This is a genomic window from Saccharopolyspora erythraea NRRL 2338, from assembly GCF_000062885.1.
In the GTDB taxonomy this organism is placed as follows: Bacteria; Actinomycetota; Actinomycetes; order Mycobacteriales; family Pseudonocardiaceae; genus Saccharopolyspora_D; species Saccharopolyspora_D erythraea.
In genome coordinates this window covers 6002896-6027404 of sequence record NC_009142.1, presented here as the reverse complement: position 1 = coordinate 6027404, position 24509 = coordinate 6002896, and the positions used below count along the sequence as shown (strand labels likewise).

At 71.2% G+C, this 24509-nt stretch carries 22 protein-coding genes; 7 read left to right on the top strand and 15 right to left on the bottom strand.

The features are described 5' to 3' along the window. Nucleotides 1–342 precede the first annotated feature (342 nt). The 8 genes from SACE_RS26000 to SACE_RS25965 form a co-directional block, all read right to left on the bottom strand. Nucleotides 343–795: a MaoC family dehydratase gene (locus SACE_RS26000; protein ID WP_009949472.1), complete on the bottom strand. Its 453-nt coding sequence runs from the start codon at nucleotides 793–795 to the stop codon at nucleotides 343–345. Nucleotides 796–805: 10 nt separating this feature from the next. After that, nucleotides 806–1915 (bottom strand): acyl-CoA dehydrogenase family protein, encoded by a 1110-nt coding sequence (locus tag SACE_RS25995; protein ID WP_009949473.1) that lies wholly within the window; start codon nucleotides 1913–1915, stop codon nucleotides 806–808. Continuing rightward, nucleotides 1912–3099: an acyl-CoA dehydrogenase family protein gene (locus SACE_RS25990; RefSeq protein ID WP_011874702.1), complete on the bottom strand. Its 1188-nt coding sequence runs from the start codon at nucleotides 3097–3099 to the stop codon at nucleotides 1912–1914. Before SACE_RS25990 ends, SACE_RS25995 begins: the two co-directional genes overlap by 4 nt. Continuing rightward, complete coding sequence (gene fabG, locus SACE_RS25985; protein ID WP_009949475.1) at nucleotides 3096–3857, bottom strand: 3-oxoacyl-ACP reductase FabG; 762 nt, start codon at nucleotides 3855–3857, stop codon at nucleotides 3096–3098. The genes SACE_RS25990 and fabG overlap by 4 nt, the downstream gene beginning before the upstream one ends. Before the next feature lie 77 nt (nucleotides 3858–3934). After that, complete coding sequence (locus SACE_RS25980) at nucleotides 3935–5143, bottom strand: acyl-CoA dehydrogenase family protein (protein ID WP_009949476.1); 1209 nt, start codon at nucleotides 5141–5143, stop codon at nucleotides 3935–3937. Nucleotide 5144: 1 nt separating this feature from the next. Further along, entirely contained in the window at nucleotides 5145–6167 is a 1023-nt protein-coding gene (locus tag SACE_RS25975; protein WP_009949477.1) for a phosphotransferase family protein, read from the bottom strand. Next, a complete protein-coding gene (locus SACE_RS25970) occupies nucleotides 6164–6829 on the bottom strand; it encodes an HAD family hydrolase (RefSeq protein WP_011874701.1) in 666 nt (221 codons plus the stop codon). Before SACE_RS25970 ends, SACE_RS25975 begins: the two co-directional genes overlap by 4 nt. A 252-nt stretch (nucleotides 6830–7081) precedes the next feature. Continuing rightward, nucleotides 7082–7978: a TIGR03619 family F420-dependent LLM class oxidoreductase gene (locus SACE_RS25965; protein WP_011874700.1), complete on the bottom strand. Its 897-nt coding sequence runs from the start codon at nucleotides 7976–7978 to the stop codon at nucleotides 7082–7084. Between the two features lie 72 nt (nucleotides 7979–8050). On the opposite strand from SACE_RS25965, the gene SACE_RS25960 reads away from it, so the two are divergent. The 3 genes from SACE_RS25960 to SACE_RS25950 all read left to right on the top strand — a co-directional run bounded on the left by SACE_RS25960 (nucleotide 8051) and on the right by SACE_RS25950 (nucleotide 10705). Further along, entirely contained in the window at nucleotides 8051–8944 is an 894-nt protein-coding gene (locus SACE_RS25960) for an NAD(P)-dependent oxidoreductase (protein ID WP_009949482.1), read from the top strand. Between the two features lie 381 nt (nucleotides 8945–9325). After that, nucleotides 9326–9967: a hypothetical protein gene (locus SACE_RS25955; protein ID WP_011874699.1), complete on the top strand. Its 642-nt coding sequence runs from the start codon at nucleotides 9326–9328 to the stop codon at nucleotides 9965–9967. A 228-nt stretch (nucleotides 9968–10195) separates the two neighbouring features. Then, nucleotides 10196–10705: a metallophosphoesterase family protein gene (locus SACE_RS25950; RefSeq protein ID WP_009949484.1), complete on the top strand. Its 510-nt coding sequence runs from the start codon at nucleotides 10196–10198 to the stop codon at nucleotides 10703–10705. A gap of 144 nt (nucleotides 10706–10849) precedes the next feature. Here the strand turns inward: SACE_RS25950 and SACE_RS25945 are convergent, their stop codons facing one another. From SACE_RS25945 to SACE_RS25935, 3 genes are all read right to left on the bottom strand, one after another. Beyond that, nucleotides 10850–12412: a GMC family oxidoreductase gene (locus tag SACE_RS25945; RefSeq protein ID WP_009949486.1), complete on the bottom strand. Its 1563-nt coding sequence runs from the start codon at nucleotides 12410–12412 to the stop codon at nucleotides 10850–10852. A gap of 22 nt (nucleotides 12413–12434) precedes the next feature. Further along, nucleotides 12435–13985: an APC family permease gene (locus tag SACE_RS25940; RefSeq protein WP_009949488.1), complete on the bottom strand. Its 1551-nt coding sequence runs from the start codon at nucleotides 13983–13985 to the stop codon at nucleotides 12435–12437. Nucleotides 13986–14152: 167 nt separating this feature from the next. Beyond that, nucleotides 14153–15640 carry an aldehyde dehydrogenase family protein gene (locus tag SACE_RS25935; RefSeq protein ID WP_009949489.1) on the bottom strand — a complete coding sequence of 496 codons (1488 nt, stop codon included), beginning with the start codon at nucleotides 15638–15640 and terminating at the stop codon, nucleotides 14153–14155. A 558-nt stretch (nucleotides 15641–16198) separates the two neighbouring features. Here SACE_RS25935 and SACE_RS39990 point away from each other — a divergent pair. Together SACE_RS39990 and SACE_RS25925 are read left to right on the top strand one after the other, a co-directional pair. Beyond that, nucleotides 16199–17086: a TetR/AcrR family transcriptional regulator gene (locus SACE_RS39990; protein ID WP_009949490.1), complete on the top strand. Its 888-nt coding sequence runs from the start codon at nucleotides 16199–16201 to the stop codon at nucleotides 17084–17086. 277 nt (nucleotides 17087–17363) lie between these two features. Then, nucleotides 17364–18338, top strand: a complete 975-nt coding sequence (locus SACE_RS25925) for a coiled-coil domain-containing protein (RefSeq protein ID WP_231849785.1) — start codon at nucleotides 17364–17366, stop codon at nucleotides 18336–18338. A gap of 368 nt (nucleotides 18339–18706) precedes the next feature. Here the strand turns inward: SACE_RS25925 and SACE_RS25920 are convergent, their stop codons facing one another. Continuing rightward, complete coding sequence (locus SACE_RS25920) at nucleotides 18707–19105, bottom strand: PPOX class F420-dependent oxidoreductase (RefSeq protein ID WP_009949492.1); 399 nt, start codon at nucleotides 19103–19105, stop codon at nucleotides 18707–18709. 229 nt (nucleotides 19106–19334) lie between these two features. On the opposite strand from SACE_RS25920, the gene SACE_RS25915 reads away from it, so the two are divergent. Beyond that, nucleotides 19335–20708 carry a S28 family serine protease gene (locus tag SACE_RS25915; RefSeq protein WP_009949493.1) on the top strand — a complete coding sequence of 458 codons (1374 nt, stop codon included), beginning with the start codon at nucleotides 19335–19337 and terminating at the stop codon, nucleotides 20706–20708. 101 nt (nucleotides 20709–20809) lie between these two features. On the opposite strand, the gene SACE_RS25910 is transcribed toward SACE_RS25915, so the two are convergent. Both SACE_RS25910 and SACE_RS25905 read right to left on the bottom strand, forming a co-directional pair. Beyond that, nucleotides 20810–21928, bottom strand: coding sequence for an acyltransferase family protein (locus tag SACE_RS25910; RefSeq protein WP_009949495.1), 1119 nt, complete (start codon nucleotides 21926–21928; stop codon nucleotides 20810–20812). A gap of 176 nt (nucleotides 21929–22104) precedes the next feature. Further along, nucleotides 22105–22914, bottom strand: coding sequence for an SAM-dependent methyltransferase (locus SACE_RS25905; RefSeq protein WP_009949497.1), 810 nt, complete (start codon nucleotides 22912–22914; stop codon nucleotides 22105–22107). A gap of 184 nt (nucleotides 22915–23098) precedes the next feature. On the opposite strand from SACE_RS25905, the gene SACE_RS25900 reads away from it, so the two are divergent. Beyond that, nucleotides 23099–23731 (top strand): superoxide dismutase, encoded by a 633-nt coding sequence (locus SACE_RS25900; RefSeq protein ID WP_011874698.1) that lies wholly within the window; start codon nucleotides 23099–23101, stop codon nucleotides 23729–23731. 284 nt (nucleotides 23732–24015) lie between these two features. Here the strand turns inward: SACE_RS25900 and SACE_RS25895 are convergent, their stop codons facing one another. Next, a complete protein-coding gene (locus SACE_RS25895; protein WP_009951410.1) occupies nucleotides 24016–24372 on the bottom strand; it encodes a hypothetical protein in 357 nt (118 codons plus the stop codon). Nucleotides 24373–24509: the final 137 nt, after the last annotated feature.

Sequence of the window (24509 nt, the reverse complement as noted above, 5' to 3'; positions counted from 1 at the left end):
CGTTGCGGCAATCGGCGCCAAGGGGTTGCGCCGATCCCGCCGACCGGGTGCGGTGTCCCGCAAGCGCGTGGCACGCGCACGGCAAGTCGGGCTGCCGGACGGGAGCGGTGGATGACCAGCGCCGTCGTCACGGGTGCCAGGGCCACCCGGCTCGATCGGGTGCTGAACGTCCTGGAACGGGCCGGGAACCGGCTGCCCGAGCCGTTCCTCCTCTTCGGACTGCTGCTCGTCGTGGTCGCCGTCGTTACGCGGACATCCCGCTGGGTCCCGGTATGGGGATCCACATCGGACGATGAAGGGCCCGGGCGCCGACCAGGCATCCGGGCCCCTTTCGCCTCCGCCTCAGAACACCAGCCGGGAGAGGCTTTCGGCGACGCAGGCGGGCTTGTCGACGCCCTCGATCTCGATGGTGACGTTGACCGTCAGCTGCAGCCCCTGGTCGTTCTCGGCGACGTCGGCCAGCTCGGTGTGCGACCGGACGCGGGCGCCGACGGGCACCGGGTGCGGGAAGCGGACCTTGTTGAGGCCGTAGTTGATCCCCATCTTCACGCCCTCGAACCGGTAGGTCTGCGCGTTGAGCGCGGGCAGCAGGCTCAGCGTCAGGAACCCGTGGGCGATGGTGCCGCCGAACGGCCCCTGGGCCGCCCGCTCGGCGTCGAGGTGGATCCACTGGTGGTCCAGGGTCGCGTCGGCGAACTGGTTCACCTGCTCCTGGGTGATGGTCAGCCAGTCGCTGGTGCCGAGCTTCTCGCCCTTGGCGGCCACGACCTCGTCCCGGTTGGCGAACACGCGCATTCGTTTGCTCCTAGCTCTCCAGTCCGACCAGTTCGGCGATGCGGGCGCGGTGGCGTTCGGCGATGCCGAAGGCCAGCTGCGAGCTCTTGGCCCGGCCCAGGTACAGGTGCACCGGGTGCTCCCAGGTCATGCCGATCCCGCCGTGCAGTTGCAGGGCCTCCTCGGCGGCGAGCACGACGAGGTCCGAGCAGTACGCCTGCGCGACCGCGACCGCCAGCTCGGTCTCCTCGCCCGAGCCGGTCAGCGCGTCGGCCGCGCCGCGGGCGGCGGCCCTGGCGGTGCTGACGCCCGACCACAGGTCGGCAAGCCGGTGCTTGACGGCCTGGAAAGAGCCGATCTGGCGGCCGAACTGGTAGCGGGTCAGCGCGTACTCCACAGTGGAGTCCAGGCAGAGCTGGGCGAGCCCGGTCTGCTCGGAGGCCAGGGTGCCCGCCGCGACGGTCAGCGCGCGCCGCAGCACGCGCGCCGCATCACCGCCGACGCGCTGCGCGGCCACCGCGCTCAGGTCGAGCGTGCCGATCCGCCGGGTGAGGTCCAGGGGAGTCGCCGGGGTGGTGGTGACGCCCGCCGCCGAGGTGTCGACCAGGTACAGCGCCGGGCCGTCCTCGTCGGTGGCGGGCACCAGCACGCGGTCGGCGACCTCCAGGTCCACCACCGAGGTCACGGTCCCGGTCAGCGTCGCGCCCTCGGCCTTCACCGCCGACGGGAACGGCGCGTGCGGGGCCGTCGTCAGGGGCACCGCGACCGTGCCGACGAGCGAGCCGTCCGACAGCCGCGGCAGCAGCTCCCGGACGCCCTCGGCGTCGGCGCACCCGGTCAGGGCGGTCGTGGCCAGCAGGTTGCCCAGGAACGGCACCGGTGCCACCGCCCGGCCCAGTTCCTCGGCGACCACGCCGAGCTCGCGCGCACTGGCGCCCGCGCCGCCGAGCTCCTCGGGCACCAGCAGCGCCGCCAGCCCGAGCCCGCCGGCCAGCGTGCGCCACAGCTCCAGGTCGTAGGGCTGGTCGCTCTCGCACCTGGCCAGCACCGACGTCCAGTCGCAGCGGTCGCGCAGCAGCCTGCGCACGCCTGCCCGCAGGTCGTCCTCCACCTCGCTGTAGAGCAGGTCCGGCGCGCTCATCGCGGCAGCTCCTTCCACGGCACGTCCTTGTCGGTGCGCGGCTCGGCGGGCAGGCCGAGGATGCGCTCGGCGATGATGTTGCGCAGCACTTCCGACGTGCCGCCCTCGATGGAGTTCCCCTTGGCCCGCAGGTAGCGGTACCCGGCGCTGCGCGAGGTGAAGTCGGTGGTGTCCGGGCGCCGGAACGTCCAGTCGTCGTAGGTCAGACCGGCCTCGCCGAGCAGCTCCAGCTCGAAGCCGGAGATCTGCTGGTTCAGCCGCGCGAACGCCAGCTTCACCGCCGAGCCCTCCGGACCGGGGCTGCCGACGGCGAGCTGCTGGCGCAGCCGCAGCCCGGTCAGCCGGGTCGCCTCGGCCTCCACCCACAGCCGCAGCAGCCGGTCGTGCAGGCCCGGTGTGCGCAGCTCCGGGTGCTGCCGCCACTGATCGGCGACCACGCCGATCATCCCGGACTCGCGCGCGGTGTTGCTGCCGCCGATGGCGACCCGCTCGTTCATCAGCGTGCCCATCGCGACCTGCCAGCCCTGGCCGACCTCGCCCAGCCGCTGGGAGTCGGGAATCCGCACGCCGGTCAGGAAGACCTCGTTGAACTCGGCCTCACCGGTGATCTGGCGCAGCGGGCGAACCTCGACGCCCGGATCGGTCATGTCGCACAGGAAGTAGGTCAGCCCCTTGTGCTTGGGCAGCCCGGGGTCGGTCCTGGCGACCAGGATGGCGAAGCGGGCGGTGTGCGCCAGCGAGGTCCACACCTTCTGCCCGTCCAGGACCCACTCGTCGCCGTCGCGCACCGCGCGCGTCGACAGCGCCGCGAGGTCCGATCCGGCGCCGGGCTCGCTGAACAGCTGGCACCAGACCTCCTCGCCGGTCCACAGGGGACGCAGGTAGCGGCGGCGCTGCTCGTCGTGCCCGAACTTCAGGATCGTCGGCGCGGCCATGCCCAGGCCGATGCCGATGCGCTGCGGGTCGTTGTCGGGCGCGCCCGCCGCCTCCAGCTCCGCGTCGACCACCTGCTGGAGCTGCCTCGGCGCCGCGAGCCCGCCGAGGCCGACCGGGTAGTGCACCCACGCCAGACCCGCGTCGAAGCGGGCGCGCAGGAAGTCGAGGCGGTCCTCGACCGCGGGATCGTGCTCGGCGAGGAAGGCCCGCACCCGCTCGCGCAGCTCTTCGGCCGTCACCGTGCTCATGCCCGCGGCCCGCCCGCGACGTAGAGGACCTGGCCGGAGACGAAACCGGCCTGCTCGCCGACGAAGAACGACACCGCGTTGGCGATGTCCTCGGGCGCCCCGGCGCGGGCGACCGGGATCTGGGCGACCGCGGCCTTGGTGAAGTCCTCGAAGGACACCCCGACTCGGTCCGCGGTGGCCTTGGTCATGTCGGTGGCGATGAAGCCGGGCGCGATGGCGTTGGCGGTGACGCCGAACTTGCCCAGCTCGATGGCCAGGGTCTTGGTGAAGCCCTGCAGGCCGGCCTTGGCGGTGGAGTAGTTGGCCTGCCCGCGGTTGCCCAGCGCCGAGGTCGACGACAGGTTCACGATGCGGCCCCAGCCCGCCTCGGTCATGTACTTCTGCGCCGCCCGGCTCATCAGGAACGACCCGCGCAGGTGCACGTCCATCACGGTGTCCCAGTCGTCATCGGTCATCTTGAACAGCAGGTTGTCCCGCAGCACACCGGCGTTGTTGACCAGCACCAGCGGGGCGCCGAGCTCCGCCGCGACCCGCTCGACGGCGGCGTCGACCTGCGCGGAGTCGCTGACGTCGGCACCGACCGCCAGCGCCCGGCCGCCCTCGGCCTCGATCGCCGAGACGGTGTCGGCGCACTGCTTCTCGTCGAGGTCGACGACGGCGACGGCCAGGCCGTCGGAGGCCAGCCGCTTCGCGGTTGCCGCGCCGATGCCCCGGGCGGCGCCGGTCACGATCGCGACGCGGGTGTTGGACTCGGGCATGGGTGGTTCTCCTTCATCGGTTCGTCGGGGGAAAGGCGTTGCGCAACGGTGGATTACCACACCGGCGCATCGCCGGGTCAGCGGTACTTCTTCAGCTCGCGGCGGGCCAGCGAGCGGCGGTGGACCTCGTCGGGGCCGTCGACGATGTGCAGCGTCCTGGCGTGGGCGTAGAGGTTGGCCAGCGGGAAGTCCTGGCTGACGCCCCCGCCGCCGTGGGCCTGAATGGCGCGGTCGATGACCCAGGTGACCATCTCCGGCACCGCCACCTTGATCGCCTGGATCTCGGTGTGCGCGCCCTTGTTGCCGACGGTGTCCATCAGCCACGCGGTCTTGAGCACCAGCAGCCGGGTCGTCTCGATGCGGATGCGGGCGTCGGCGATCCACTGCTGCACCACGCCCTGGTCGGCGATCGGACCGCCGAAGGCGACGCGGTCGCTCACCCGGCGGCACATCAGCTCCAGCGCGCGCTCGGCCATGCCGATGGCGCGCATGCAGTGGTGGATGCGCCCCGGACCGAGGCGGGCCTGGGCGATGGCGAAGCCCTCGCCCTCCCCGGAGACGACGTTGGAGGCCGGGACCCGCACGTTGTCGAAGACGATCTCGGCGTGCCCGCCGTGGTCGCCGTCGCTGTAGCCGAAGACGTACATGCCGCGCTTGACGTGCACGCCGGGGGTGTCGACCGGCACCAGCACCTGGCTCTGCTGGCGGTGCCGCTCGGCGCCCGGGTCGGTCTTGCCCATCACGATGAGGATCTTGCACCGGGGGCTCATCGCCCCCGACGACCACCACTTGCGGCCGTTGATGACGTAGGAGTCGCCGTCGCGCTCGATGCGGGTGCCGATGTTGGTGGCGTCGGAGGAGGCCACGTCCGGCTCGGTCATGCAGAACGCGGAGCGGATCTCGCCCTCCAGCAGCGGCTTCAGCCACTGCTCGCGCTGCTGCTCGGTGCCGAACATCGACAGCACTTCCATGTTGCCGGTGTCGGGTGCCGAGCAGTTGGTCGCCTCCGGCGCCAGCCGCGGGCTGCGGCCCATGATCTCGGCCAGCGGCGCGTACTGGAGGTTGGTGAGGCCCGCGCCGTGGTCGCCGGGCAGGAACAGGTTCCACAGGCCCTGCGCGCGGGCCTTGGCCTTGAGCTCCTCGACGATCGGCGGGTGCGCCCACACGTCGTCGGACTCGGCGAGCTGCTGCGCCAGCACCGGCTCGGCCGGGTAGACGTGCTCGTCCATGAACGCCGTGAGCTGTTCGCGCAGTTCCTCGGTCCGCGCGTCGAACGCGAAATCCATGTCATACCTCCTTGAGGGCGGCCAGGCCCTGGGCGACGAGTGGTGCGACGAGCCCGCCGACGTGGTCGAAGCCCTCGCCGACGGTCTGCTTGCGGGTGTAGCGGTAGTGGATGCCTTCCAGGATCACGGCGATCTTGAAGTAGCCGAACCCCGCGTACCAGTCCAGTTCGGACAGATCGGCGCCGCTTCGCTCGGCGTAGCGGTCGAGCAGCTCGCGCGCGGTGGGGAAGTCGTACTCGGGGCCGACGCCCTTGGCGATCGGGTTCTCGGGGATCCCGCGGAAGCCCTCCCAGTACACCGCGAGCAGGCCCAGGTCGGTGAACGGGTCGCCGAGGGTGGCCATCTCCCAGTCCAGCACCGCGGAGATCCGCAGGTCGTCGCCGACGATGACGTTGTCCAGCCGGTAGTCGCCGTGCACGATCGCGGCGCGCGCGGTGTCCGGCACGCTCGCGGCCAGCCGGTCGCGCAGCTCCTCGATGCCCTCGATGTCGCGGCTGTGCGAGGCGGCGAGCTGCTTGCTCCAGCGCCGCACCTGCCGCTCCAGGAAGCCTTCCGGGCGGCCGAAGTCGCCGAGGCCGACCGAGGCCGGGTCGATCGAGTGCAGGTCGGCGAGCACGTCCACCAGCCGCATCGACAGGTCCCTGCGCTCGGGGACGCTGAGCCGCTGGGTCAGCTCCGGCTTGCGGTAGACGGTGCCCGGGACGTAGCGCATGACGTAGAACGGCGCGCCGATGACGTCGTCGTCCTGGCACAGCAGCAGGGTCTCGGGCACCGGGACGCCGGTACCGGCCAGCGCGCTCATCACCCGGTGCTCCCGGCCCATGTCGTGCGCGGTGGCCAGCACGTGGCCCAGCGGCGGCCTGCGGACCACCCACCGGTCGGTTCCGTCGGTGACGAGGTAGGTCAGGTTCGACCGTCCGCCTTGGACGATCTCGGCGCTCAGCGGGCCCCGCGCCAGCCCCGGCAGGTGCGCGTCGAGGTGCTCGCGCAGCGCGTCGAGGTCGAGTCCGGGCAGCTCGTTCATCTGCTCTCCTGGGCGTGGTCGGGCTGGAGTGCGGGCAGGAGCTCGGTCAGCTCGCCCCGGGTGCGTTCGGCGTCGACGTGCAGCACGGTGTGCATGCCCAGCTCGGACGCGGCGTCGACGTTCGGCGGGCCGTCGTCGACGAAGACCGCCATCCGGGGGCTGATGCCGAGCCGGTCGAGGGCCAGCCGGTAGATCTCCGGCTGCGGCTTGCGCAGCCCGGTCCGGCCGGAGATGACGCTGACCTCGAAGAGCTCGTCGAGCAGCTCCCACGGGTAGTCGTTGCCCCAGCTGTTGGACAGCAGCGCGGTGCGCACGCCGCGGTCGCGGAGCTCGCGCACGAGCCCGAGCATGGCGTCGTCGTGGCGCATGTGCCCGAACAGGCGGCTGAGCAGGCCGTCGGGCGACACCGGCAGGTCGTCCTCGGTGCGCAGCCGCGCGGCCAGGATCCGGTTGAACTCCTCGGCGTCGATCTCCCCGGTCTCCAGGCGGTGGATCGGAGTGCCGGGCGGGGCGCTGCGCGACAGCCATTCCTTCAGCGCCGCGGAGTAGGTCTCAGGCCGGATCCGCTCCGCCCTGGTCCACGCGGCGATCGCGGCCCGGCCGGGGGTGGTGAGGACCCCGCCGTAGTCGAAGATCACCGCACGAATGTCGTTCGAGCCCATGCTCAGGACCGTACCGACTAGACGGTATGTGCGCTAGCCCTCGAAGGGCGCAAGGTGGCGCACACGGTGCGACGTGCGGCGATGCGGGCGGCCGTGGCCAGAACGATGACGCGTGCGGCTGCGGGCGTCGGCTCCCGGGTGCCTGTCTCGCGTGGCGGTGCGGGTGGCGTGGACCGAGCGGCTGCGCCGCTGAAAAGCTCAAGGACAGGCTCGGCGACCGCGATGTCGACGCCTGCGGCGGGTAGGTCGTGCTCAGGAAGCGAAGGTCCTGCGGAACCGGCCCGCGAGATCGAGCAGCTCCTCGGCCGAACGGGCGCTGCCCTGGAGGTCGACGAACGCCTCCTCGACCCCGAGCTCGGCGACCTGCCGCAGATACCGGCAGACGTCCTCCACCGTGGAGGTCGCCGGATCGCCCGAGGGGCCGTCCTGGAGCTGCGGGTTGATCCGCAGCGCGGTGCGCACCGGCTCCCGGCCCGCCTTCCGCGCGTGACCGCGCAGCGCCGCGAGCACCTGCTGCAACGCCTCCGGCGGCAGCGGCAGGCCGAGCCAGCCGTCGGCACGGCGGCCGGCGCGGCGCAGCGCGGCGGGCGAGGCGCCGCCGAGGTAGATCGGCAGGCGGTCCTGCACCGGCTTCGGTCCGAAGGTGCCGCGGCTGATCGTCCAGAACCGGCCGCGGTGCTCGACCGGATCGGGCGACCACAGGGCTTCGAGCACGTCGATCGTCTCGTCCAGGCGCGCCCCGCGCTGCTCCCACGGCACCGAGACGGCCAGGTACTCGTCGCGCGACCAGCTCAGCCCGAACCCGGCGACCAGCCGGCCACCGCTGAGCCGGTCGATCCCGGCGAGGGCGCGCGCGAGGTGGATCGGGGAGTGCAGCGGAGCGTTGAGCGTGCTGGTGCCGAGCCGGACGCGGCTGGTGGCCGTGGCGGCGACGGTGAGGGTGAGCAGCGGGTCCAGCCCGGCCCGGAACAGCTCCGGGAACGTCCCGTTGCCGCCCGGGTACGGATCCATCGGCTCCAGCGGGGCGTGCACCCGCTCGGCAGCCCAGAGGGAGTCGAAGCCCATCGACTCGGCCTCGGCCGCGACGCTCGCGACGGCGGACGGGTCGGCGAAGGGGCCGAACTGCGGCAGTGCCAGGCCGAGGCGCATGGCCGCCATGCTGCCGTGCAGGATGGACCACCGGCAACAGCGCGGGCCGGACGCCGATGCGAGGAGGACACCATGAGCACGCCGGTGGGTGTGATCGGGCTGGGACCGATGGGCGCGAACCTCGCGCTGCGACTGGCCGAGGCGGGACTGGACGTGGTGGCCACCTCGCGCAGCCAGGGCACCCGGGAAGCGGCCGCGCGGGAGGGCGTCCGGGTCGTCGACGACGTGCGCGCGCTCGCCGGGCGGTTGCGCGCGGCGAGCCCGAAGCCGGTGGTGGTCGTGTCGCTGCCGTCGGGACCGCAGGTGCGCGCCGCGGTGGTCGACGGCCTGCTCGCCGACGGCGGGGAGTTCGTGGTGGTCGACACCAGCACGTGCGCGCCCGCGGACGCGCGGTCGCTGGCCGACGACCTGCACGCGCGCGGCTGCGCCGTCGTCGACGCCCCGGTCTCCGGCGGCCCGACCGCCGCGCGGGCGGGTTCGCTGTCGGTCATGGTCGGCGGCACCGAGGCCGACGTCGCCGCGGCCGACGAGGTGATCCGAGCGTTCGCCGGCCGGGTCGTGGTGTGCGGAGGCCCCGGTGCGGGCCAGATCGCCAAGGCGTGCAACCAGCTCGTCGTCACGGCGGGCATCGCGGTCGTCGCCGAGGCGCTGGTCACCGCGTCCGCGCTGGGCGCCGACCCGGCCGCGGTGCGCGAGGCGCTGCTCGGTGGCTACGCCGCCAGCCGCATCCTGGAGCTGCACGGCGACCGCATGCTGCGCCGGGACTTCACGCTCGGCGCGGCCGCCAGGACGCAGCTCAAGGACATCGGCATCATCCGCGAACTCACCGAAGGCGTGGTGGACAACCAGGTCTTCGAGGCGGCGGCCAGGGCGATGGAGGAGCTCGTCGAGTCCGGCGGCGGCGACCTCGACCACAGCGCCGCCGTCCGGATCGTCGAGCGGCGCGCGGGCCACAGCCTGGGCTGAACGCGGGCACGGATCCGCCGAAGTCGCGCCGGCGCGCAACATTCGACGAAGTTCTCACCGCGGGAAAGGTGCGTCGAACGCTCCCGGGTGCGGACGGGTGGCAGCAGAGTGGCAGGGCAGAAGCACTCGTTCGGCCGCTGCCGGTCACCGAGAGCCGAGCCGTTGCGGCGAACGGGTGTTGCCGGAATCTCGGCATTGGCGAACATCGCCCCGCTGCCGGCGGTTGACCCCGGCGTGGCGGATCACGGTCGGTGCAACCGGGAAAAACCTGGCAATTCCGCGAACCCGCACTTCGTTGACGCCGTCCCTACTCGTCAGTAAATATCTCCAGCGCCGCGCGGCCCTTCGCCCATCCCCCGACTGTTTTCCGAGGTGAGGCCAATGAAGTCCGCTCATCGTCCAAGTGGCAGACGCACCTTCGTCGCGACCGCCGTGGCCGCCGTCGCGGCCCTGGCGTTCACTCCCCAGGCCGCCGCGGCGTCGTTCGACGTCAACTTCGACTGCTCCGGAGACTCCCCCGTGGGTGAGCAGCTGTTCACCCTCTCCCAGACCACCGACGTGACCGCACCCGCGACGGTCGCTCCCGGCGCGGCGCTGGACGTCGTGATCGACCCGGCGGTGAACACCATCCCCGGTGAGGTCAACGGATACACCGTCAAGCGCGTCGAGGGGCTGGACCTGAAGATCCCGATCCCGGCGAACTCGACCTTCGTCTCCGCCGACCTCGCGGGCGGCTCGAACCTCGGGCCGAACCCGCCGACGATCACCCTCGACGGCAACGTCGCCGTCCTGCACCTCGACGGCCCGATCGGCGGCGGCCAGCAGTTCGAGCTGCCCACGGTCACCGCGCACCTGACCGCGGGGCAGTCCGGGACGATCGAGACCAAGCTGCACGGCACCAGCCACGACGACCCGGGCCTGACCTTCACCGCGGTCGTCGGCTCGATCATCGGTGACCAGCAGGTGCCGTCGCGCTGCTTCCCGAACCCGAACCCGGTGCTCACCACGACCACCATCGGGTAGTCCGTTCCGCGAGGCCGCACTCCGCGGACGCCGGTTCCGCCTGGCCGGCGCCGTGGAACGGCACCGGGGACGCGCAACCACCCGGCGCCCGTCCGGATCTTTCCGAACCGGACGGGCGCCGGTGTGCTCGACGATCCTCCCGTGTCCACATCGGATTGCCGCGCCGGCTGCGCCCCATGGGCTTCCACGCGGTTGGTGGACCGGGCTCCTGTCGGCGAGACTGGTGCCATGCGGTTGCTGCTGATCGCGGACACGCACCTGCCGAAGCGGGCCAAGGCGCTGCCGGACGAGGTCTGGGACGCGGTGGCCGCGGCGGACGTCGTCTTCCACGCCGGTGACTGGGTCGACCTGGCTTCGCTGGAGGAGCTGGAGGCGCGCAGCGCCCGGCTGGTCGGGGTGTTCGGCAACAACGACGGTCCGGAGCTGCGTGCCCGGCTGCCCGAGGTCGCGCGGGTCGAGCTGGGCGGGGTCCGCTTCGCGATGATCCACGAGACCGGCGCGGCCGAGGGCCGGGAAGCGCGGTGCGACCGGTGGTTCCCGGAGACCGACGTGCTGGTCTTCGGACACAGCCACATCCCGTGGGACAGCGTCACGCCGGGCGGTCTCCGGCTGCTCAACCCGGGCTCGCCCACCGACCGCCGACGCCAGCCGCACTGCACCTACATGACGGCGGAGGTTGTCGACGGACGGCTCGGTGCGGTGGAGCTGCACCGCCTCCCGCGGCGGAAGGCGAGCTGACTGACCGGGAGCGGAGACCGAAGTTGTCCACATCGGACTGAAAGGCGCTGCGGCGCGGGGAAATCCCGCGCCGCAGCGCCGGTCAGTGCTCGCGCGGGCCCTCCGGGACGGGGGACCGGAGGGCCCGCGCGAACGGGCGAAAGGTCAGGCGTTGTCCTCCTTGAGCATGTCGGAGCACTTCTCACCGATCGCCATGGTGGTGATGTTGGGGTTGACCGCCACCAGGAACGGCATCGCCGAGGCGTCGGCCACGCGCAGGCCCTGCACGCCCTTGACCCGCAGCCGCGCGTCCAGCGGGGCGTTCGGGTCGTCGTCGGCGCCCATCGGCACCGACGCGGCAGGGTGGTAGACGGTGTTGTGGGTCTTGCGGATGTAGTCGGCGATCTCGTCGTCGGTGACCACGTCCGGTCCCGGGTGCAGCTCGGCGCCCGCCCACTCGCGCATCGCGTCCTGGGACACGATCCTGCGGGCGAGCTTGATGCCCTCGGTCATCACCCGCATGTCGTGCTCGTCGGTGAAGTAGCGCGGGTCGACCGCGGGCTTGTCCCGGTAGTCCCGGGACCGCAGGCGCACCGTGCCGATCGAGCGGCTGCGGGTGACGTTCGGGGTCAGGCAGAAGCCGTTCTCGGTGGTCGGGTAGCCCTGCCGCGCGGTGTGCATGTCGAAGGGCACCGAGCCGTAGTGGAACATCAGGTCCGGCCGGTCCAGGCCGGGCTCGGTGGTGGTGAAGATGCCGATCTCCCACCACTGCGTGGAGTCGGAGACCATCGGCTGCTTGGCGTCCCAGCCGATGACGCCCTCGGGGTGGTCCTGCAGGTTCGAGCCGACGCCGGGGGAGTCGACCAGGACCTCCACGCCGAACTCGCGCAGGTGCTCGGCCGGGCCGATGCCCGAGAGCATCAGCAGCTTCGGGGTGTCGATGGCGCCGGTGGACAGCACCACCTCGCGGCGGGCCCCGATCCTGCGGGTGTGGATCAGGTCGGGGGCCAGGACCTCCACGCCGGTCGCGCGCTTGCCGTCGAAGCTGACCTTCTTGGCGCGGGCGTCGGTGCGGACCTCCAGGTTCTGCCGCTTGCCCATGATCGGGTGCAGGTAGGACACCGACGACGAGGAACGGGTGCCGTCCTCGCGGGCGTTGATCTGGAACCAGTTCGCGCCGTGGGTGACGGTCTTGCCCGAGTTGAACTCGGTGATCGGGATGCCGGCCTGCTCGCAAGCCTGGAGCAGGGCCACGCCCGACGGGTCCTTCGGCGGGACGCTGCGCAGGGTCACCGGGCCGCTGCGGCCGTGGTGGTCACCGGGGCCGTCGTTGGTCTCCAGCCGCTTGTAGAGCGGGAAGATGTCCTTGGCGCCCCAGCCGGTGGCACCCATCGACTCCCACTCGTCGAGGTCCTCGGCGGGCGCCCAGAACGCGATGCAGGAGTTGTGCGAGGAACAGCCGCCGAGCACCCGGGCGCGGGCGTGGCGCATGAAGGAGTTGCCCTTTTCCTGCGGCTCGATCAGGTAGTCCCAGTCGTAGCCGGACTCCAGCAGACCCATCCAGCGGTTGAGCTCCAGGATGGCCTTGTCGCCGACGTCGGACGGGCCGGCCTCGAGCAGGCACACGGTGACGTCGGGGTCCTCCGACAGCCGCGCCGCGACCGCGGCGCCGGCGCTGCCACCGCCGACCACGACGTAGTCGAAGACATCGTCGAACTGTTCGGTCATCTTCGTGATCTCCGTTCTCTGCTCAGGAAATCGCCGGCTTGGGATCGGCGGTGGTCTCCGGGGGCTCGGACGCGGGAGCGGCGGCATGCTCGGCCAGGACACCGATGCGGTGGCGCTGGACGAACCAGTAGTAGAGGAACCCGCCGCCCGCGGCGATCCCGACGAACAGGACCGAGCTCCACTGCAGGTACCAGTGGAACGGCGGCTCGGCGTTGTAGACCTCCTGGCGCGGCCAGGCCAGGTTGATCGTCATGCCCAGGCCCCACAGGACCGCCAGGACGTTGACCGGCAGACCGAACTTGCCCAGGCAGAACCGGCCCTCCTGCTTGGCCGACGACCACTTGCCGCGCAACCGCGCGACCAGCATCGGGATGGTGACCATCAGGTAGGAGATGTAGATCAGGATGATCGCCAGGCTGGTGACCGCCGAGAAGATCTGCGGCTGGCCGATGTTGACCACCAGCAGCACCACCGCGATGACACCGATGATGATCGCGGGCGTCACCGGGGTCTGGAACCGCGGGCTGACCCTGGCGAGCTTGGAGCCGCCGGGCAGCGCGTTGTCGCGGGCCATGGCGAAGGCGATGCGGATCGCGGCGGTGTGCACGGCCAGCACGCACACGGTGATCGCGATGAACACCACCAGCAGGAACATCCGGCCGACCATCGGTCCCAGGGCGTCGGTGAGCACGAACTGCAGGCCGTCGGAGGTCAGCTCGGGCGCGTTGAGGTCCCTGGCGGCCATGAGCGCCAGCAGGATGATCAGGCCGCCGAGCACGAACGAGGCGACCAGCGAGCGCAGGATCGCCCGGGGCGCGTTGCGGCGCGGGTCGATGGACTCCTCGCCCAGCGAGGAGGCGGTGTCGAAGCCGTACATCACGTACGACGAGGCGATCGCGGCGACCAGGAACGCGCCGAGGTAGCCGCTGGAGTAGGCAGACCCGGTGTTCTGCGTCTCCATGACGACCTCGGGACCGCGGGTCGCGGCCACGGCCAGGAACAGGATCAGCAGCACCGCCGCGACCAGTTCGATGAACACGCCCGCGCTGTTGATGCGGGCCATCAGCTTGACGCCGAAGGCGTTGACCAGCGTGGTGAACACGATCAGCGCGGTCGCCAGCACGACGCCGTTGGAGGCCTCGCTGGTGCCGGTGCCGTCACCGATGAACTGGAAGGCGCCCCAGATCTGGGGGAGGGTGTGCTGGTAGGCCAGCGCGGTGGCCGCGATCGAGACGATCGAGGCCAGCAGCATCATCCAGCCCGCCAGCCAGCCGACGTGCTGGCCACCCAGCTTCTTCGACCAGTTGTACACCGATCCGGCGATCGGGTAGTGCGATGCCAGCTCGGCGAAGCTCAACGCCACCATCAACTGCCCGAGGAACACCAACGGCCATGACCACCAGTAGGCGGGACCGCCGGATGACAACCCGAAGTAGGACAGTTGGAAGGTGCCGGTGAGCACCGAGATGTAGCTGACCCCGGCGGCGAAGGTGTGGAAACCGCCGAGCGATCTTTTCAGTTTGTTGGTGTAGCCGAACTCGTTCAGTTCGGCGTCGCCGGTGGGCGCGCTCATGCCCCGAACTCCTTTCCCGGTCTTCCCTCCCCGACGCCGGATGCGTCGGAGAGGGCGGACACGGGTGGTTGCTGCGCGATCTGTTGAGAAATGCCGCCTGGTCGGCGGCGGTGAATTGATTGGTGCCGATTCCTCCGGTTTCCGGACTGTGTGGAAAGAACGGAGAATCAGCGCGGGGAGAACCAGTTCTGCGGCTGCGGCCGCAGGTTCTGGTAGACGTGCTTGGCCTCCTGGTACTCGCCGAGCCCGGCGCGGCCGAGTTCGCGGCCGACCCCGGACTGCTTGAAACCGCCCCATTCCGCCTGCGGGAGGTAGGGGTGGAAATCGTTGATCCAGACGGTGCCGTGGCGCAGCCTGTTGGCCACCCGCTGCGCCCGGCCGGCGTCGGAGGTGAACACCGCACCGGCCAGGCCGTAGTGGGTGTCGTTGGCGATGCGGACCGCGTCGTCCTCGTCGGTGAACCGCTCGACGGTCAGCACCGGCCCGAAGGACTCCTCGGTCACCGCGTAGGAACCCTGCTTGACCTCGTCGAGGACGGTCGGCAGGTAGTAGTGCCCGTTGGCGAACTCCTCGCCCTCGGGGCGACGCCCGCCGGTGCGCAGCACCGCGCCCTCCTCGACGGACTTGGCGACGTAGGCCTCGACCTTGGCCAGGTGCTCGGCCGAGATCAGCGGACCCGTCTCGGCGTCGGAGTCGAACGGCCCGCCCAGCCGGATCATCCCGGCGCGGCGGACGATCTCGTCGACCAGCGCGTCGTGCACGTCGTCCTGCACGATCAGCCGCGCACCGGCCGAGCACACCTGCCCGGAGTGCAGGAAGATCGCGGTCAGCGCGTAGTCGACGGCGGTGGCGAAGTCGGCGTCGGAGAAGACGATGTTGGGGTTCTTGCCGCCGAGTTCCAGCGCGACCTTCTTGACCGTGGCCGCCGCCGAGGCCGCGACGCGGCGCCCGGTGTGCAGGCCGCCGGTGAAGGAGACCAGGTCGACGTCGGGGTGCTCGGAGAGCACCGCGCCGACCTCGGGCCCGGTGCCCAGCACCAGGTTGCCGACACCGGCGGGCAGCCCGGCCTCGGCCAGCGCCTTCATCAGCAGGATCGCGGTGCCCGGGGTCAGCTCGCTGGGCTTGAGCACGAAGGTGTTGCCCGCCGCGATGGCCGGCGCGACCTTCCAGGCGACCTGCAGCAGCGGGAAGTTCCAGGGCGTGATCATCCCGCACACGCCGACCGGCTCGTAGCTGACGCGGCTGATGGCGTCCGGCGAGCCGGTGTCGACCAGCTTGCCCGCCTCGGTGCCCGCGATCTTGCCGAAGTAGCGGAAGCAGGCGGCGATGTCGTCCATGTCGTAGCCGCTCTCCACCAGGCGCTTGCCGGTGTCCAGCGACTCGGTGCGGGCGAACAGGTCGCGGTCGCGGACCAGGATGTCGGCCACGCGCAGCAGCAGGTCACCGCGCTCCCAGGCCGAGGTGCCGGTCCAGGCTCCGTCGTCGAAGGCGCGCCGGGCGGCGGCGACGGCGCGCTCGGCGTCGGCCCGGCCGCCCTCGGCGACCGTGCTCACCAGGCTGCCGTCGGCCGGGCAGTGGATCTGGCGCGTGCCACCGGCCTCGGCCGGTACCCACGAGCCGTCGATGAACAGCGTGGGTTCTGCGGTATCCGACATGGATGTCCTATTCCCCGTTTTGTCGTTCTTGTTGACTTCTTCGCGAATTCCGGTTCTGCGGCACGGCCGGTGCCGGACGCGCGAGGGCCCGGCTCGCACGCGGTTGACGTCGATGCGGGCGGTTCACCTGCGGTCGGCGCGGCGGGGACGAACAGCGGCCGGGAATCGAATGGGCCGCCGGAACGATCTGGGCGCGGGCTTCGATTCTTTTCTCATCCGCCACCAGCACATCGTGCCGTGAAACTCACCTCCTGGCGATCAGGCGGTGGCGCTGCAATTCTCGTCGGCTGCCACGGCAGGCGTGGCGCCAGATCGACTTCGTCCTCGAAGTGGGTTCGTCCTCGTGCCGCGAAAGACCCTAACACCGGTGGTGTACATCTGTACATCATCGGCTTGCGAGAATTCCGGGACGAGCCGTCTTCCTGCTGGATGAACAGGCCAAACACACGCTGGGTGACGTGGACCGCATCGCAGCGGCCCCTCGTCGTGACACGCTGTAGGTGGCACCTCGCGCCGCGGGGCGCCCAACGCTGGCCCATCGAGGAGGACGGGAGCGCGATGTCGACCACGGAGCCAGCGGCCACCCAGTCCGCGCCGGGCGAGCCCGCCTCGGGTGCGTCCGCGGCCGGAGGCGGCCACGCGGGCGAAGCCGGGACGGAGCACGCCCCGGCGGGCGGTGCCGCCGTCCGTGCCTCGGCGGGCGAGGCCGCGTCCGGGCAGTCCGTTTCGGGCGGTTCCGCGCGGTCCACATCGACCGGTCCGGCACCGTCGCGCTCATCGCGTTCGGCACCTCCGCGTCCGGCGCCCTCGCGTTCCGGCGCGGGTGCCTCCCGCGCGAGCGGCGGGGGACGGTCCACCACCGACAGGTCCGGCCGCGCCTCCACGGCTCGCCCGGCCGGGCGGCCGAAGGATCCCGCCCGGCGGGAGCGCATCGCCCGCGCCGCGATCAGCGTCGTCGCCGAGCGCGGCATCGAGAAGCTCACCCACCGCGCGGTGGCCGCCGCCGCGGGTGTCCCGCTGGGATCGACCACCTACTACTTCGCCAACCTCGACGACCTGCTGGCCGAGGCGTTGCGCCAGGCGGCGGGCGACGACGTCGCGCAGCTGCGCGAGTGGGCCCGCGGCCTGGACCCCTCCGCGGACTTCGCCGCGGCGCTGGCCGACCTGGTGCTGCACTACCTCGGGCCGGAGCGCTCGCGCACGGTGGTCGAGCACGAGCTCTACGTCGCCGCGCTGCACCGCCCCGCGCTGGCGCACGTGAGCACCGAGTGGGACGCCGCGCTGGCCGAGGAGTTCACCGCCCACACCGACCCGGTCACCGGCAAGGTCCTGTCCGCCCTGTTCTGCGGGCTGCTGCTGCAGGGCGTCGTCCGCGAATCGGTTCCGACACGAGATGAAATCGAGACGCTTTTCCGGCGCGTGCTCGGCCCGGCCGAAAAGAGCTGACACGAGCAGGGATTTCGCGCCGGGTGTCGGTCGGGCCGACAGCGGATGTCGCGCGGCTTTCCCGAGAACGAACAGTTGATCTTATCGCGGGCCGGGGTGAACAATGGCCCGCAGCGATCCGTTGTCCCTGCGCAGAGTGACTGCGGCGGCTCCACCGGTTCAGTCCGCCGGAGCACATCGCAAGCCGCTTCGGGGGTGTACAACGGAATTTGCCGCGTCGGGGCGTGGCTCGCTCCCAGCAACAGTATGAAGATCAACTTGAGTGTGGGGTGAGACCGTGGGGCACAACGATGACCGGGAACTCGTGCCGTTGAAAGCGGATTTCGACACCGTCTGGTACGGGTTCCGGCGTTCGCAGGTGAAGTTCTACCTCCAGCAGACCGAGGCCGAGGTCCGGATGCTGACCGAGGACCGCGACTCGGCGCTGAGCCAGGTCGCGGACCTGTCCGCGCAGCTCGAGCAGTCGCGGGCCGAGATCGAGTCCTTACGAGCGCAGCTCGACCGGGTCAGCCGGACGCCGATCGACGAGGAGGGCCTCTCGGACCGGATGCGCCGGATGGTGCGGCTGGCCAACGACGAGGCCGCCGAGGTCGTCGCGTCGGCGCAGGCCGCCGCCGAGCACGAGTGGGCGCGGGCCGAGCAGTCGGCGGCCGAGCTGCGCACCCGCTACGAGAACCTGGTCAACGAGGCCGACCAGTGGCGGCGTCAGGCCGAGGAGCAGCGCAACGAGTCGCTGCGGCGCACCCGCGAGGACATCCAGCGGATGGCGCGCGAGGCAGAGCAGTACCGCCGCAAGCTCGACACCGACGCCGAGGAGCGGCGGACCCAGATCGAGCGGGACTTCGAGATCTCGATGGCCGCCCGGCGGGAAGAGCAGATGCGGGTGCAGGCCGAGCGCGAGCACGCCAGCAGGCAGGAGGCGCAGCGCCGCGTCCGGGAGGCGACCGCGGAGGCCGAGCGTCGCGTCCGGCGGGCCGACGAGTACGCCGAGACCATGCTGCGGATGCGCCAGGACCTGGCCGAACGGGTTCGCGGGGCGCAGCGGGTGCTGGCCGCGGCCGAGCCGTTCCTGTCGGCCACCGAGGCCGGTGCCCCCGGTGAGCACTCCGACACCTACGTGGACACGACCGTCCACAACGGACAGGTGCCGATGGCTGACATCGAGCGGGACGAGGTCGCCGTGCCCAGGCAGCGCGACGAGGAGCCGGTCGCCGACGCGCCGGAGGTCGCGCACGCCGACGCCCGCGCTTAGCGGCAGCGAGCGCAGAGCGCGCACGGGGTGCCGGTACGGGGCGGGACGGCACCCCTGCGCGGGCGTGCGCGTCCGGGGGCTGTCAGCCGACCGCGAGCGTTCGACCAGCGGTTTCCGCGGTCGGTCGCCGGTCGGGTGGGCTTGGCCGCGCCGCGAGCTGAGCACTGGTGGCCACGCCGGGCGTTCTGCGCTGATGGCATCGCGCGCTTCTGCGCACCTTCGGCACGCCAGGAGCCGCGCACGAGCGACGGCTCGCACTGACGTGCGGGCGGGATTCGCGTCCGACCGCGGGCGGCCGGACGCGCGAAGACCCTCGCGAACCGCGTGGACCAGGCGGGTGGGCCAGCGTGCCTGGAGCCGGTCAGCGGTCAACCCATGTTCCAGCCGTGCCAGGAGGACACCTGGATCCAGGCGCTGACCCGCGGCCGGTCGCGGTCCGGGTAGGGCTTGCCGAGGTAGTGCCGCGCGAGGCGGTCGATGTCGGCCAGGTCCGGGTCGTCGGCCATCCGGACCACCTTCCCGCGCAGGCTGATGTGCTGGTACCAGTCGTCGTCGTTGAGCACGGTCAGCGAGACGCGCGGGTCGCGCCGCAGGTGCTTGAGCCGCGCGCGGCCACCGTCCATGTTGACCAGCACCTGCCCGTTCTCCCACAGGTACCAGGTCGCGACCGTGACCGGGTCGCCCTCGGCGTTGACGGTGGCGATCACCGCCGGGTTCGGGCGCGCCAGGACGTCCAGCGCCTGCCGCGGCAGGTCCGATTCGGACATGTACACCTCCAGGTGAGCGGGTGGGCTGCTCCGCGCCCGAGTCCGGTGCCCGCCGCCGCCCGGTTGCGGGAACACGACAGCACGATCGGTTCGCCTTCCTCGGCGCTATGCCCCAGGCTACTTTCGGTGCCGATCAACGGCCGGACGCCGCACGCGCCGCCGCCCCCACCGGGAGCCGCACGCGGCGGACGACCTGGCACGTGGGTCCCACGAGACGCTGGGAGGCGAGATGAAGTGGCGTGGTCTGGTCACCGCGACCGTCACGTGCGGGCTGCTGCTCACCGGCATGCCGGCGGCAGCGGCCCCGCAGGCCGACGACGTGCGGGAGAAGCTCGACGGCATCCCGGGGCTCACCATCACGGGTGAGCGGCCGACCGAGCCGGGGTTCCGGCTGTTCGACCTGACGTTCACCCAGCCCGCCGACCACCGCGATCCGGCGGGCGGGGTGTTCCAGCAGCGGCTGACCCTGCTCCACCGCGGGTTCGAGCGGCCCACGGTCGCCTACACCAGCGGGTACAACCTGCCGGAGAAGGCCAGCCGCGCCGAGCCGACCCAGCTGCTCGACGGCAACCAGGTGAGCCTCGAACACCGGTTCTTCAAGCCGTCGCGGCCCGAGCCGGCCGACTGGGACGAGCTCGACATCTGGCAGTCGGCCACCGACGAGCACCGGGTCATCAACGCGCTGAGGGCCGCCTACGGCCAGGAGTGGATCACCACCGGCGGCAGCAAGGGCGGGATGACGGCGGTCTACCACCGCCACTTCTACCCCGGCGACGTCGACGGCACGGTCGCCTACGTCGCGCCCAACGACGTCGACAACGACCGCGACGGCTACGACGAGTTCCTGGCCACCGTCGGCACCGACCAGGCGTGCCGGGACGCGCTGGTGACCGCGCAGCGGGAGGCGCTGCTGCGGCGCGGCGAGATGCTCGAGCGCTTCGGCGACTACGCCGCGAAGGAGGGCTACACCTTCGACAAGACCATCGGCGGCATCGACCGGGCGCTGGAGCTGGTGGTCTCCGACACCCCGTTCACGTTCTGGCAGTACGGCGGCCAGGCGGGCTGCTCGACGATCCCGGCCGCCGGCGCGAGCACCGACGACCTCTACGCCTTCTTCGACAAGACCGTGCAGTTCTCCTCCTACACCGACCAGGGCGTGGAGAAGTACGTGCCGTACTACTACCAGGCGGGCACGCAGCTCGGCTGGCCGGGCGTGTCGAACGCGGCGCTGGCCGACCTGCTGCACCACGACGACCTCAGCGACCCGCGCGGGCTGGTGCCCAGGGACATCCCGATGTCGTTCGAGCCGGGCGTGATGGGCGAGATCGACGACTGGGTGCGCTCGGCGGGCTCGGAGCTGATGTTCGTCAACGGCGAGTACGACCCGTGGAACACCGAGCCGTTCGAGCTGGGTCCCGGCAGCGAGGACTCCTTCAAGTACGTGGTTCCCGGCGGCAACCACGGCGCCGACATCGAGGCGCTGCCCGCCTCGGAGCGCGACGAGGCGACCGCGACGCTGCGCAGGTGGGGCGGTGTCGATGCCGGCGTGTCGGTGCGCGACACGCCGCTGGACGAGCGCCCGCTCCAGCGCCGGCCGTTCTGAGACACCCGCGCGCGGCCGGGTCCGGAGGTGCTGGGCCCGGCCGCGCGTCGTGCGCAGGCCCGGGAGGCCCGGAGAGCGTTGCTGAGCGCCTCGCGAGCTGCTCAGGCGGACTTGGCGGGGCCGGGGCGCAGCCGGTCGTAGGTGCCCATCAGGAAGCGGTGCGCGGGACGTTCCACGACGCGGGTCAGCAGCCAGCCCACGACCACGCCGGTGCCCACCATCGCCGCGGTCTGCGCGGTCGGTCCCGCACCGGCGTCCTGCAGCTTGCGCGAGACGATGTAGCCGATGGTCTGGTGGGTGAGGAACACGCCGTAGGAGATCCCGGCGAACCACTGGACGCGCCTGCCCACCCAGTCCGGCACGACCCGGTTCCAGTCCGGGCCGTAGGCGGTCGCCGCCACGACCACCATCCCGGCGCAGACCGCGACCGTCGAGCCCCAGTCGGCCACCAGGCCCTCCGGCGTCTCCGAGTAGTTGTGCAGCGCCTGGGCGACCATGCACGAGGCCAGCAGCGCGCAGAAGTGCGGTGTGCCGATGCGGCGGGTCGACCACAGCCAGATCACCACCCCGGCCACCAGCAGGTGCCAGCGGTGCGCGCCGATGCCGTCGACGAGCATGCGGTACAGCTCCGGCGGGTTGGACACCCGCAGCGGCCACTGCGCGACCGGCAGCAGCACCGCCGCCCACAGCACCACCCGCAGTCGCGGGCCGCGCCCCCAGCTCGACCGGTACAGCAGCGCCGCGGCGGTGAAGCCCATGAGCTGCAACGGCACCGTCCAGTGCGAGCCGTCGATGAAGGGGTGGTCCTGCGGGTGCCAGTTCCACAGCATGAGCAGGTTGGCCAGCAGGTCGCCCCACCCCGGGTCGAACCAGCCGTCCACCGGGAACAGCCGCATCACCGCGTAGATGAGCACCACCGCCGCCAGGAAGGGCGGCAGCAGCCGGGCGACGCGGCCCCACCAGTAGCGCAGCACCGGCCCGCGCCCGATGGTCACGCAGGCGAAGTAGCCCGAGATCAGCAGCAGCAGGCTCGCCCCGACCTGGTACGGGAAGACCAGCTCGCGGCTTTCCAGCTCCGGGTGCAGGAAGACGCCGAGGAACGTCGCGTGGTAGAGCATGACCAGCATCACGCAGCCCGCGCGGACCACGTCCCAGCTGATCTTGCGCTTGCTCCGGGTGCCCGAGGGGGCCGAGGTCGCGGTGCTGGTCTGCTCGGACACGCCGCCACGTTAGCAAGGGCGGTTCGTCCGCATCGCCGCTGAGGTCGCCACCGGGAATTGCCGCCCCGGCCAACGGTGTCCGGCTGCCCACGGGACGTTTGGGTTGTCATGGCACGCCAAAAGACTTCAGGCGTCTCGTACCTGGGACGTGCCGGTGTGGCGGTGCGTTGCGGTCCTCAGGGTTTGCAGCCGACGGCGACGTAGGCCATCGACCGGTCGACGGGGATTTCGTCGTCGCGGTGCCCCGGGTCGGGCCGCCACTGCGGGAGGTGGACCACGCCGGGCTCCACCAGCTCGAAGCCGGCCAGCAGCTCCCGCACGCGCTCCCGGCTGCGCAGGGTGTTGGGCCTGCCCTCGTGCATGGTGAGCTGGCGGACGGCCTCCATCTCCTCCGGCCGGTCGTCGCCGGTCAGGTGCGACAGCGCGAGGTACGAGCCGGGCACCAGCGCGTCGCGGTACTGCCCGAGCATGCCCTCCGGGTCGTCGTCGTCGGGGATGAACTGCATCAGCGCGAACAGAAGTACCGCGACGGGCTGGTCGAAGTCCAGCAGCCGCCGGGTCTGCTCGTCGTCCAGCACGGCCCGCACGTCGCGGACGTCCTTGCGCACGATCGCGGTGTTCGGGTCGCCGTCCAGCAGCAGCTCGCCGTGCGCGACCGCCATCGGCTCGCTGTCGACGTAGACGACGCGGCAGTCCGGGGCGACCTCGCGGGCGGTCTCGTGGGTGTTGCCCGCGGTGGGGATGCCGGAACCGAGGTCGAGGAACTGCCGGATGCCGCGCTCGGCGAACATGCGCACCACGCGGCGCATGCACGCCCGGTTCTCCAGCGCGGCGTGGCGCAGGTCCGGTACCAGCGCCAGCAACCTGCGCGCGTAGGTGCGGTCGCACAGCAGGTTGTTCTGGCCGCCGAGGTAGAAGTCGTAGATCCGTGCGCCGTTCGGGCGGTCAAGGTCGTGGTCTGCGGTGAGCCACGTCGGGTCGGACATCACGGCCTCCGTCGGCTATGTGTTCTCGCGCACATTAGCGCCTGAGCCGACGCCCCTGACAGGGCCGGTTCGGGTAGCGGCGGCGCGGTGACGCAGAACACCCGCGCTGATCCGTTGACCTCCAGCGCGCTCGAGGTTCGAGACTCGGCGTCGCAAGGGCCAAGATCGATGCGAGGAGTCCGGAATGGCTCAGTACGTGCTGCCCGAGTTGGATTACGACTACGCGGCGCTGGAGCCCGCGATCTCGGGGGAGATCAACGAGCTGCACCACAGCAAGCACCACGCGACCTACGTCAAGGGCGCCAACGACACGCTCGACAAGATCGCCGAGGCCCGGGACAAGGGCGACTTCGGCTCGATCGTCGGGCTGGAGACCACGCTGGCGTTCAACCTGGCCGGCCACTCGCTGCACCTGGTGTGGTGGAAGATCCTCAGCCCCGACGGCGGGGACAAGCCCACCGGGGAGCTGGCGGCGGCCATCGACCAGGACTTCGGGTCGTTCGACAAGTTCCGCGCCCAGATGGAGGCGGTGTCGACCACGATCCAGGGCAACGGCTGGGGCGTGCTGGCCTGGGACCCGGTCGGTCGGCGGCTGATCACCCAGCAGCTGCGCGACCACCACTCCAACCTGTCGATCGCCACCACGCCGCTGCTGGTGTTCGACATCTGGGAGCACGCCTACTACCTGCAGTACCGCAACGTCAAGGCCGACTACGTCAAGCAGCTGTGGAACGTGGTCGACTGGGACGAGGTGGCCAAGCGGTTCGAGGACGCCCGCGCCGGCTACAACGGGCTGCGCCTGCCCGCGGCTGACTGACCCGGTTCCGGCGATTCGGGTGACGCAACCTCGAGTGTCCTGTCGTTCCGGGAACCCTTTCTCGCGTGCGTCGTCAATGAAGAGCCCGCGGCGATTGGGCGGAATCGCGCGGTACGCGCGAAATGGGCCGGTGCTATCGGCTCGGGCGAAACGATCACCCTTTGCGGTGCGCTGAGGGAAAACGCGGGAATTCGAATCCGCAGCAGAGCGCTTGGCCCGGAGGAGAACTCCGGGCCAAGCGCTACTCTGCGGCTGCCACCACCGAGTGAGAGGTCCGAACAGGCTCAGCTGTGCTGCGTACCCGTCTGCTCGTTGGTGTGCACGTTGACCTGGGTGTTGCTGTTGTTCAGGGCCTGTTCCTGCTTGTCCCCGTGGGACTTCTTGCCGTGGTGGGACTTCTTGTCGTGGTGGGACTTCTTGCCCTCGTGGGACTTGCAGTCCTGGTCCTTCTTGCAGTGCTGCTTCTCAGGCTTGCAGTCCTTGTCCTTCTTGCAGTGCTCCTTCGCGGGCTTGCAGTCGTGCTGCTTGCAGTGCTCGACCGGCTTGTGGTGGTGGTCGCCGTCTGCCACCGCCATGCCCGGGGCGCCGAAAACCAGGGGGAGGCCGAGAGCCGCCGCGACAAGGACGCGCTTGATAAGCATTACCGCTCCTTCGATTGATGCGTGGATCGGATGACAAGAATCCGGGGAGACGTTCGCGGAACGCGAATTCCTCTCCCGGTTCTGTGGAATTGCCAATTCAGTTGTGGGTGGTGCCTTCCTGAACATAGCTCTGCCGT

Excerpts from the sequence above, each read along its gene's own strand:
- SACE_RS25935 (WP_009949489.1), bottom strand. The coding sequence starts at position 15,640 with ATGTCGGATACCGCAGAACCCACGCTGTTCATCGACGGCTCGTGGGTA.
- SACE_RS25970 (WP_011874701.1), bottom strand. The coding sequence starts at position 6,829 with ATGGGCTCGAACGACATTCGTGCGGTGATCTTCGACTACGGCGGGGTC.
- SACE_RS25955 (WP_011874699.1), top strand. The coding sequence starts at position 9,326 with ATGAAGTCCGCTCATCGTCCAAGTGGCAGACGCACCTTCGTCGCGACC.
- SACE_RS25895 (WP_009951410.1), bottom strand. The coding sequence starts at position 24,372 with ATGCTTATCAAGCGCGTCCTTGTCGCGGCGGCTCTCGGCCTCCCCCTG.
- SACE_RS25920 (WP_009949492.1), bottom strand. The coding sequence starts at position 19,105 with ATGTCCGAATCGGACCTGCCGCGGCAGGCGCTGGACGTCCTGGCGCGC.
- SACE_RS25900 (WP_011874698.1), top strand. The coding sequence starts at position 23,099 with ATGGCTCAGTACGTGCTGCCCGAGTTGGATTACGACTACGCGGCGCTG.
- SACE_RS25975 (WP_009949477.1), bottom strand. The coding sequence starts at position 6,167 with ATGAACGAGCTGCCCGGACTCGACCTCGACGCGCTGCGCGAGCACCTC.
- SACE_RS25960 (WP_009949482.1), top strand. The coding sequence starts at position 8,051 with ATGAGCACGCCGGTGGGTGTGATCGGGCTGGGACCGATGGGCGCGAAC.
- SACE_RS25990 (WP_011874702.1), bottom strand. The coding sequence starts at position 3,099 with ATGAGCACGGTGACGGCCGAAGAGCTGCGCGAGCGGGTGCGGGCCTTC.
- SACE_RS39990 (WP_009949490.1), top strand. The coding sequence starts at position 16,199 with ATGTCGACCACGGAGCCAGCGGCCACCCAGTCCGCGCCGGGCGAGCCC.
- SACE_RS25915 (WP_009949493.1), top strand. The coding sequence starts at position 19,335 with ATGAAGTGGCGTGGTCTGGTCACCGCGACCGTCACGTGCGGGCTGCTG.
- SACE_RS25945 (WP_009949486.1), bottom strand. The coding sequence starts at position 12,412 with ATGACCGAACAGTTCGACGATGTCTTCGACTACGTCGTGGTCGGCGGT.
- SACE_RS25980 (WP_009949476.1), bottom strand. The coding sequence starts at position 5,143 with ATGGATTTCGCGTTCGACGCGCGGACCGAGGAACTGCGCGAACAGCTC.
- SACE_RS25950 (WP_009949484.1), top strand. The coding sequence starts at position 10,196 with ATGCGGTTGCTGCTGATCGCGGACACGCACCTGCCGAAGCGGGCCAAG.
- SACE_RS25905 (WP_009949497.1), bottom strand. The coding sequence starts at position 22,914 with ATGTCCGACCCGACGTGGCTCACCGCAGACCACGACCTTGACCGCCCG.
- fabG (WP_009949475.1), bottom strand. The coding sequence starts at position 3,857 with ATGCCCGAGTCCAACACCCGCGTCGCGATCGTGACCGGCGCCGCCCGG.
- SACE_RS25965 (WP_011874700.1), bottom strand. The coding sequence starts at position 7,978 with ATGCGCCTCGGCCTGGCACTGCCGCAGTTCGGCCCCTTCGCCGACCCG.
- SACE_RS25940 (WP_009949488.1), bottom strand. The coding sequence starts at position 13,985 with ATGAGCGCGCCCACCGGCGACGCCGAACTGAACGAGTTCGGCTACACC.
- SACE_RS26000 (WP_009949472.1), bottom strand. The coding sequence starts at position 795 with ATGCGCGTGTTCGCCAACCGGGACGAGGTCGTGGCCGCCAAGGGCGAG.
- SACE_RS25995 (WP_009949473.1), bottom strand. The coding sequence starts at position 1,915 with ATGAGCGCGCCGGACCTGCTCTACAGCGAGGTGGAGGACGACCTGCGG.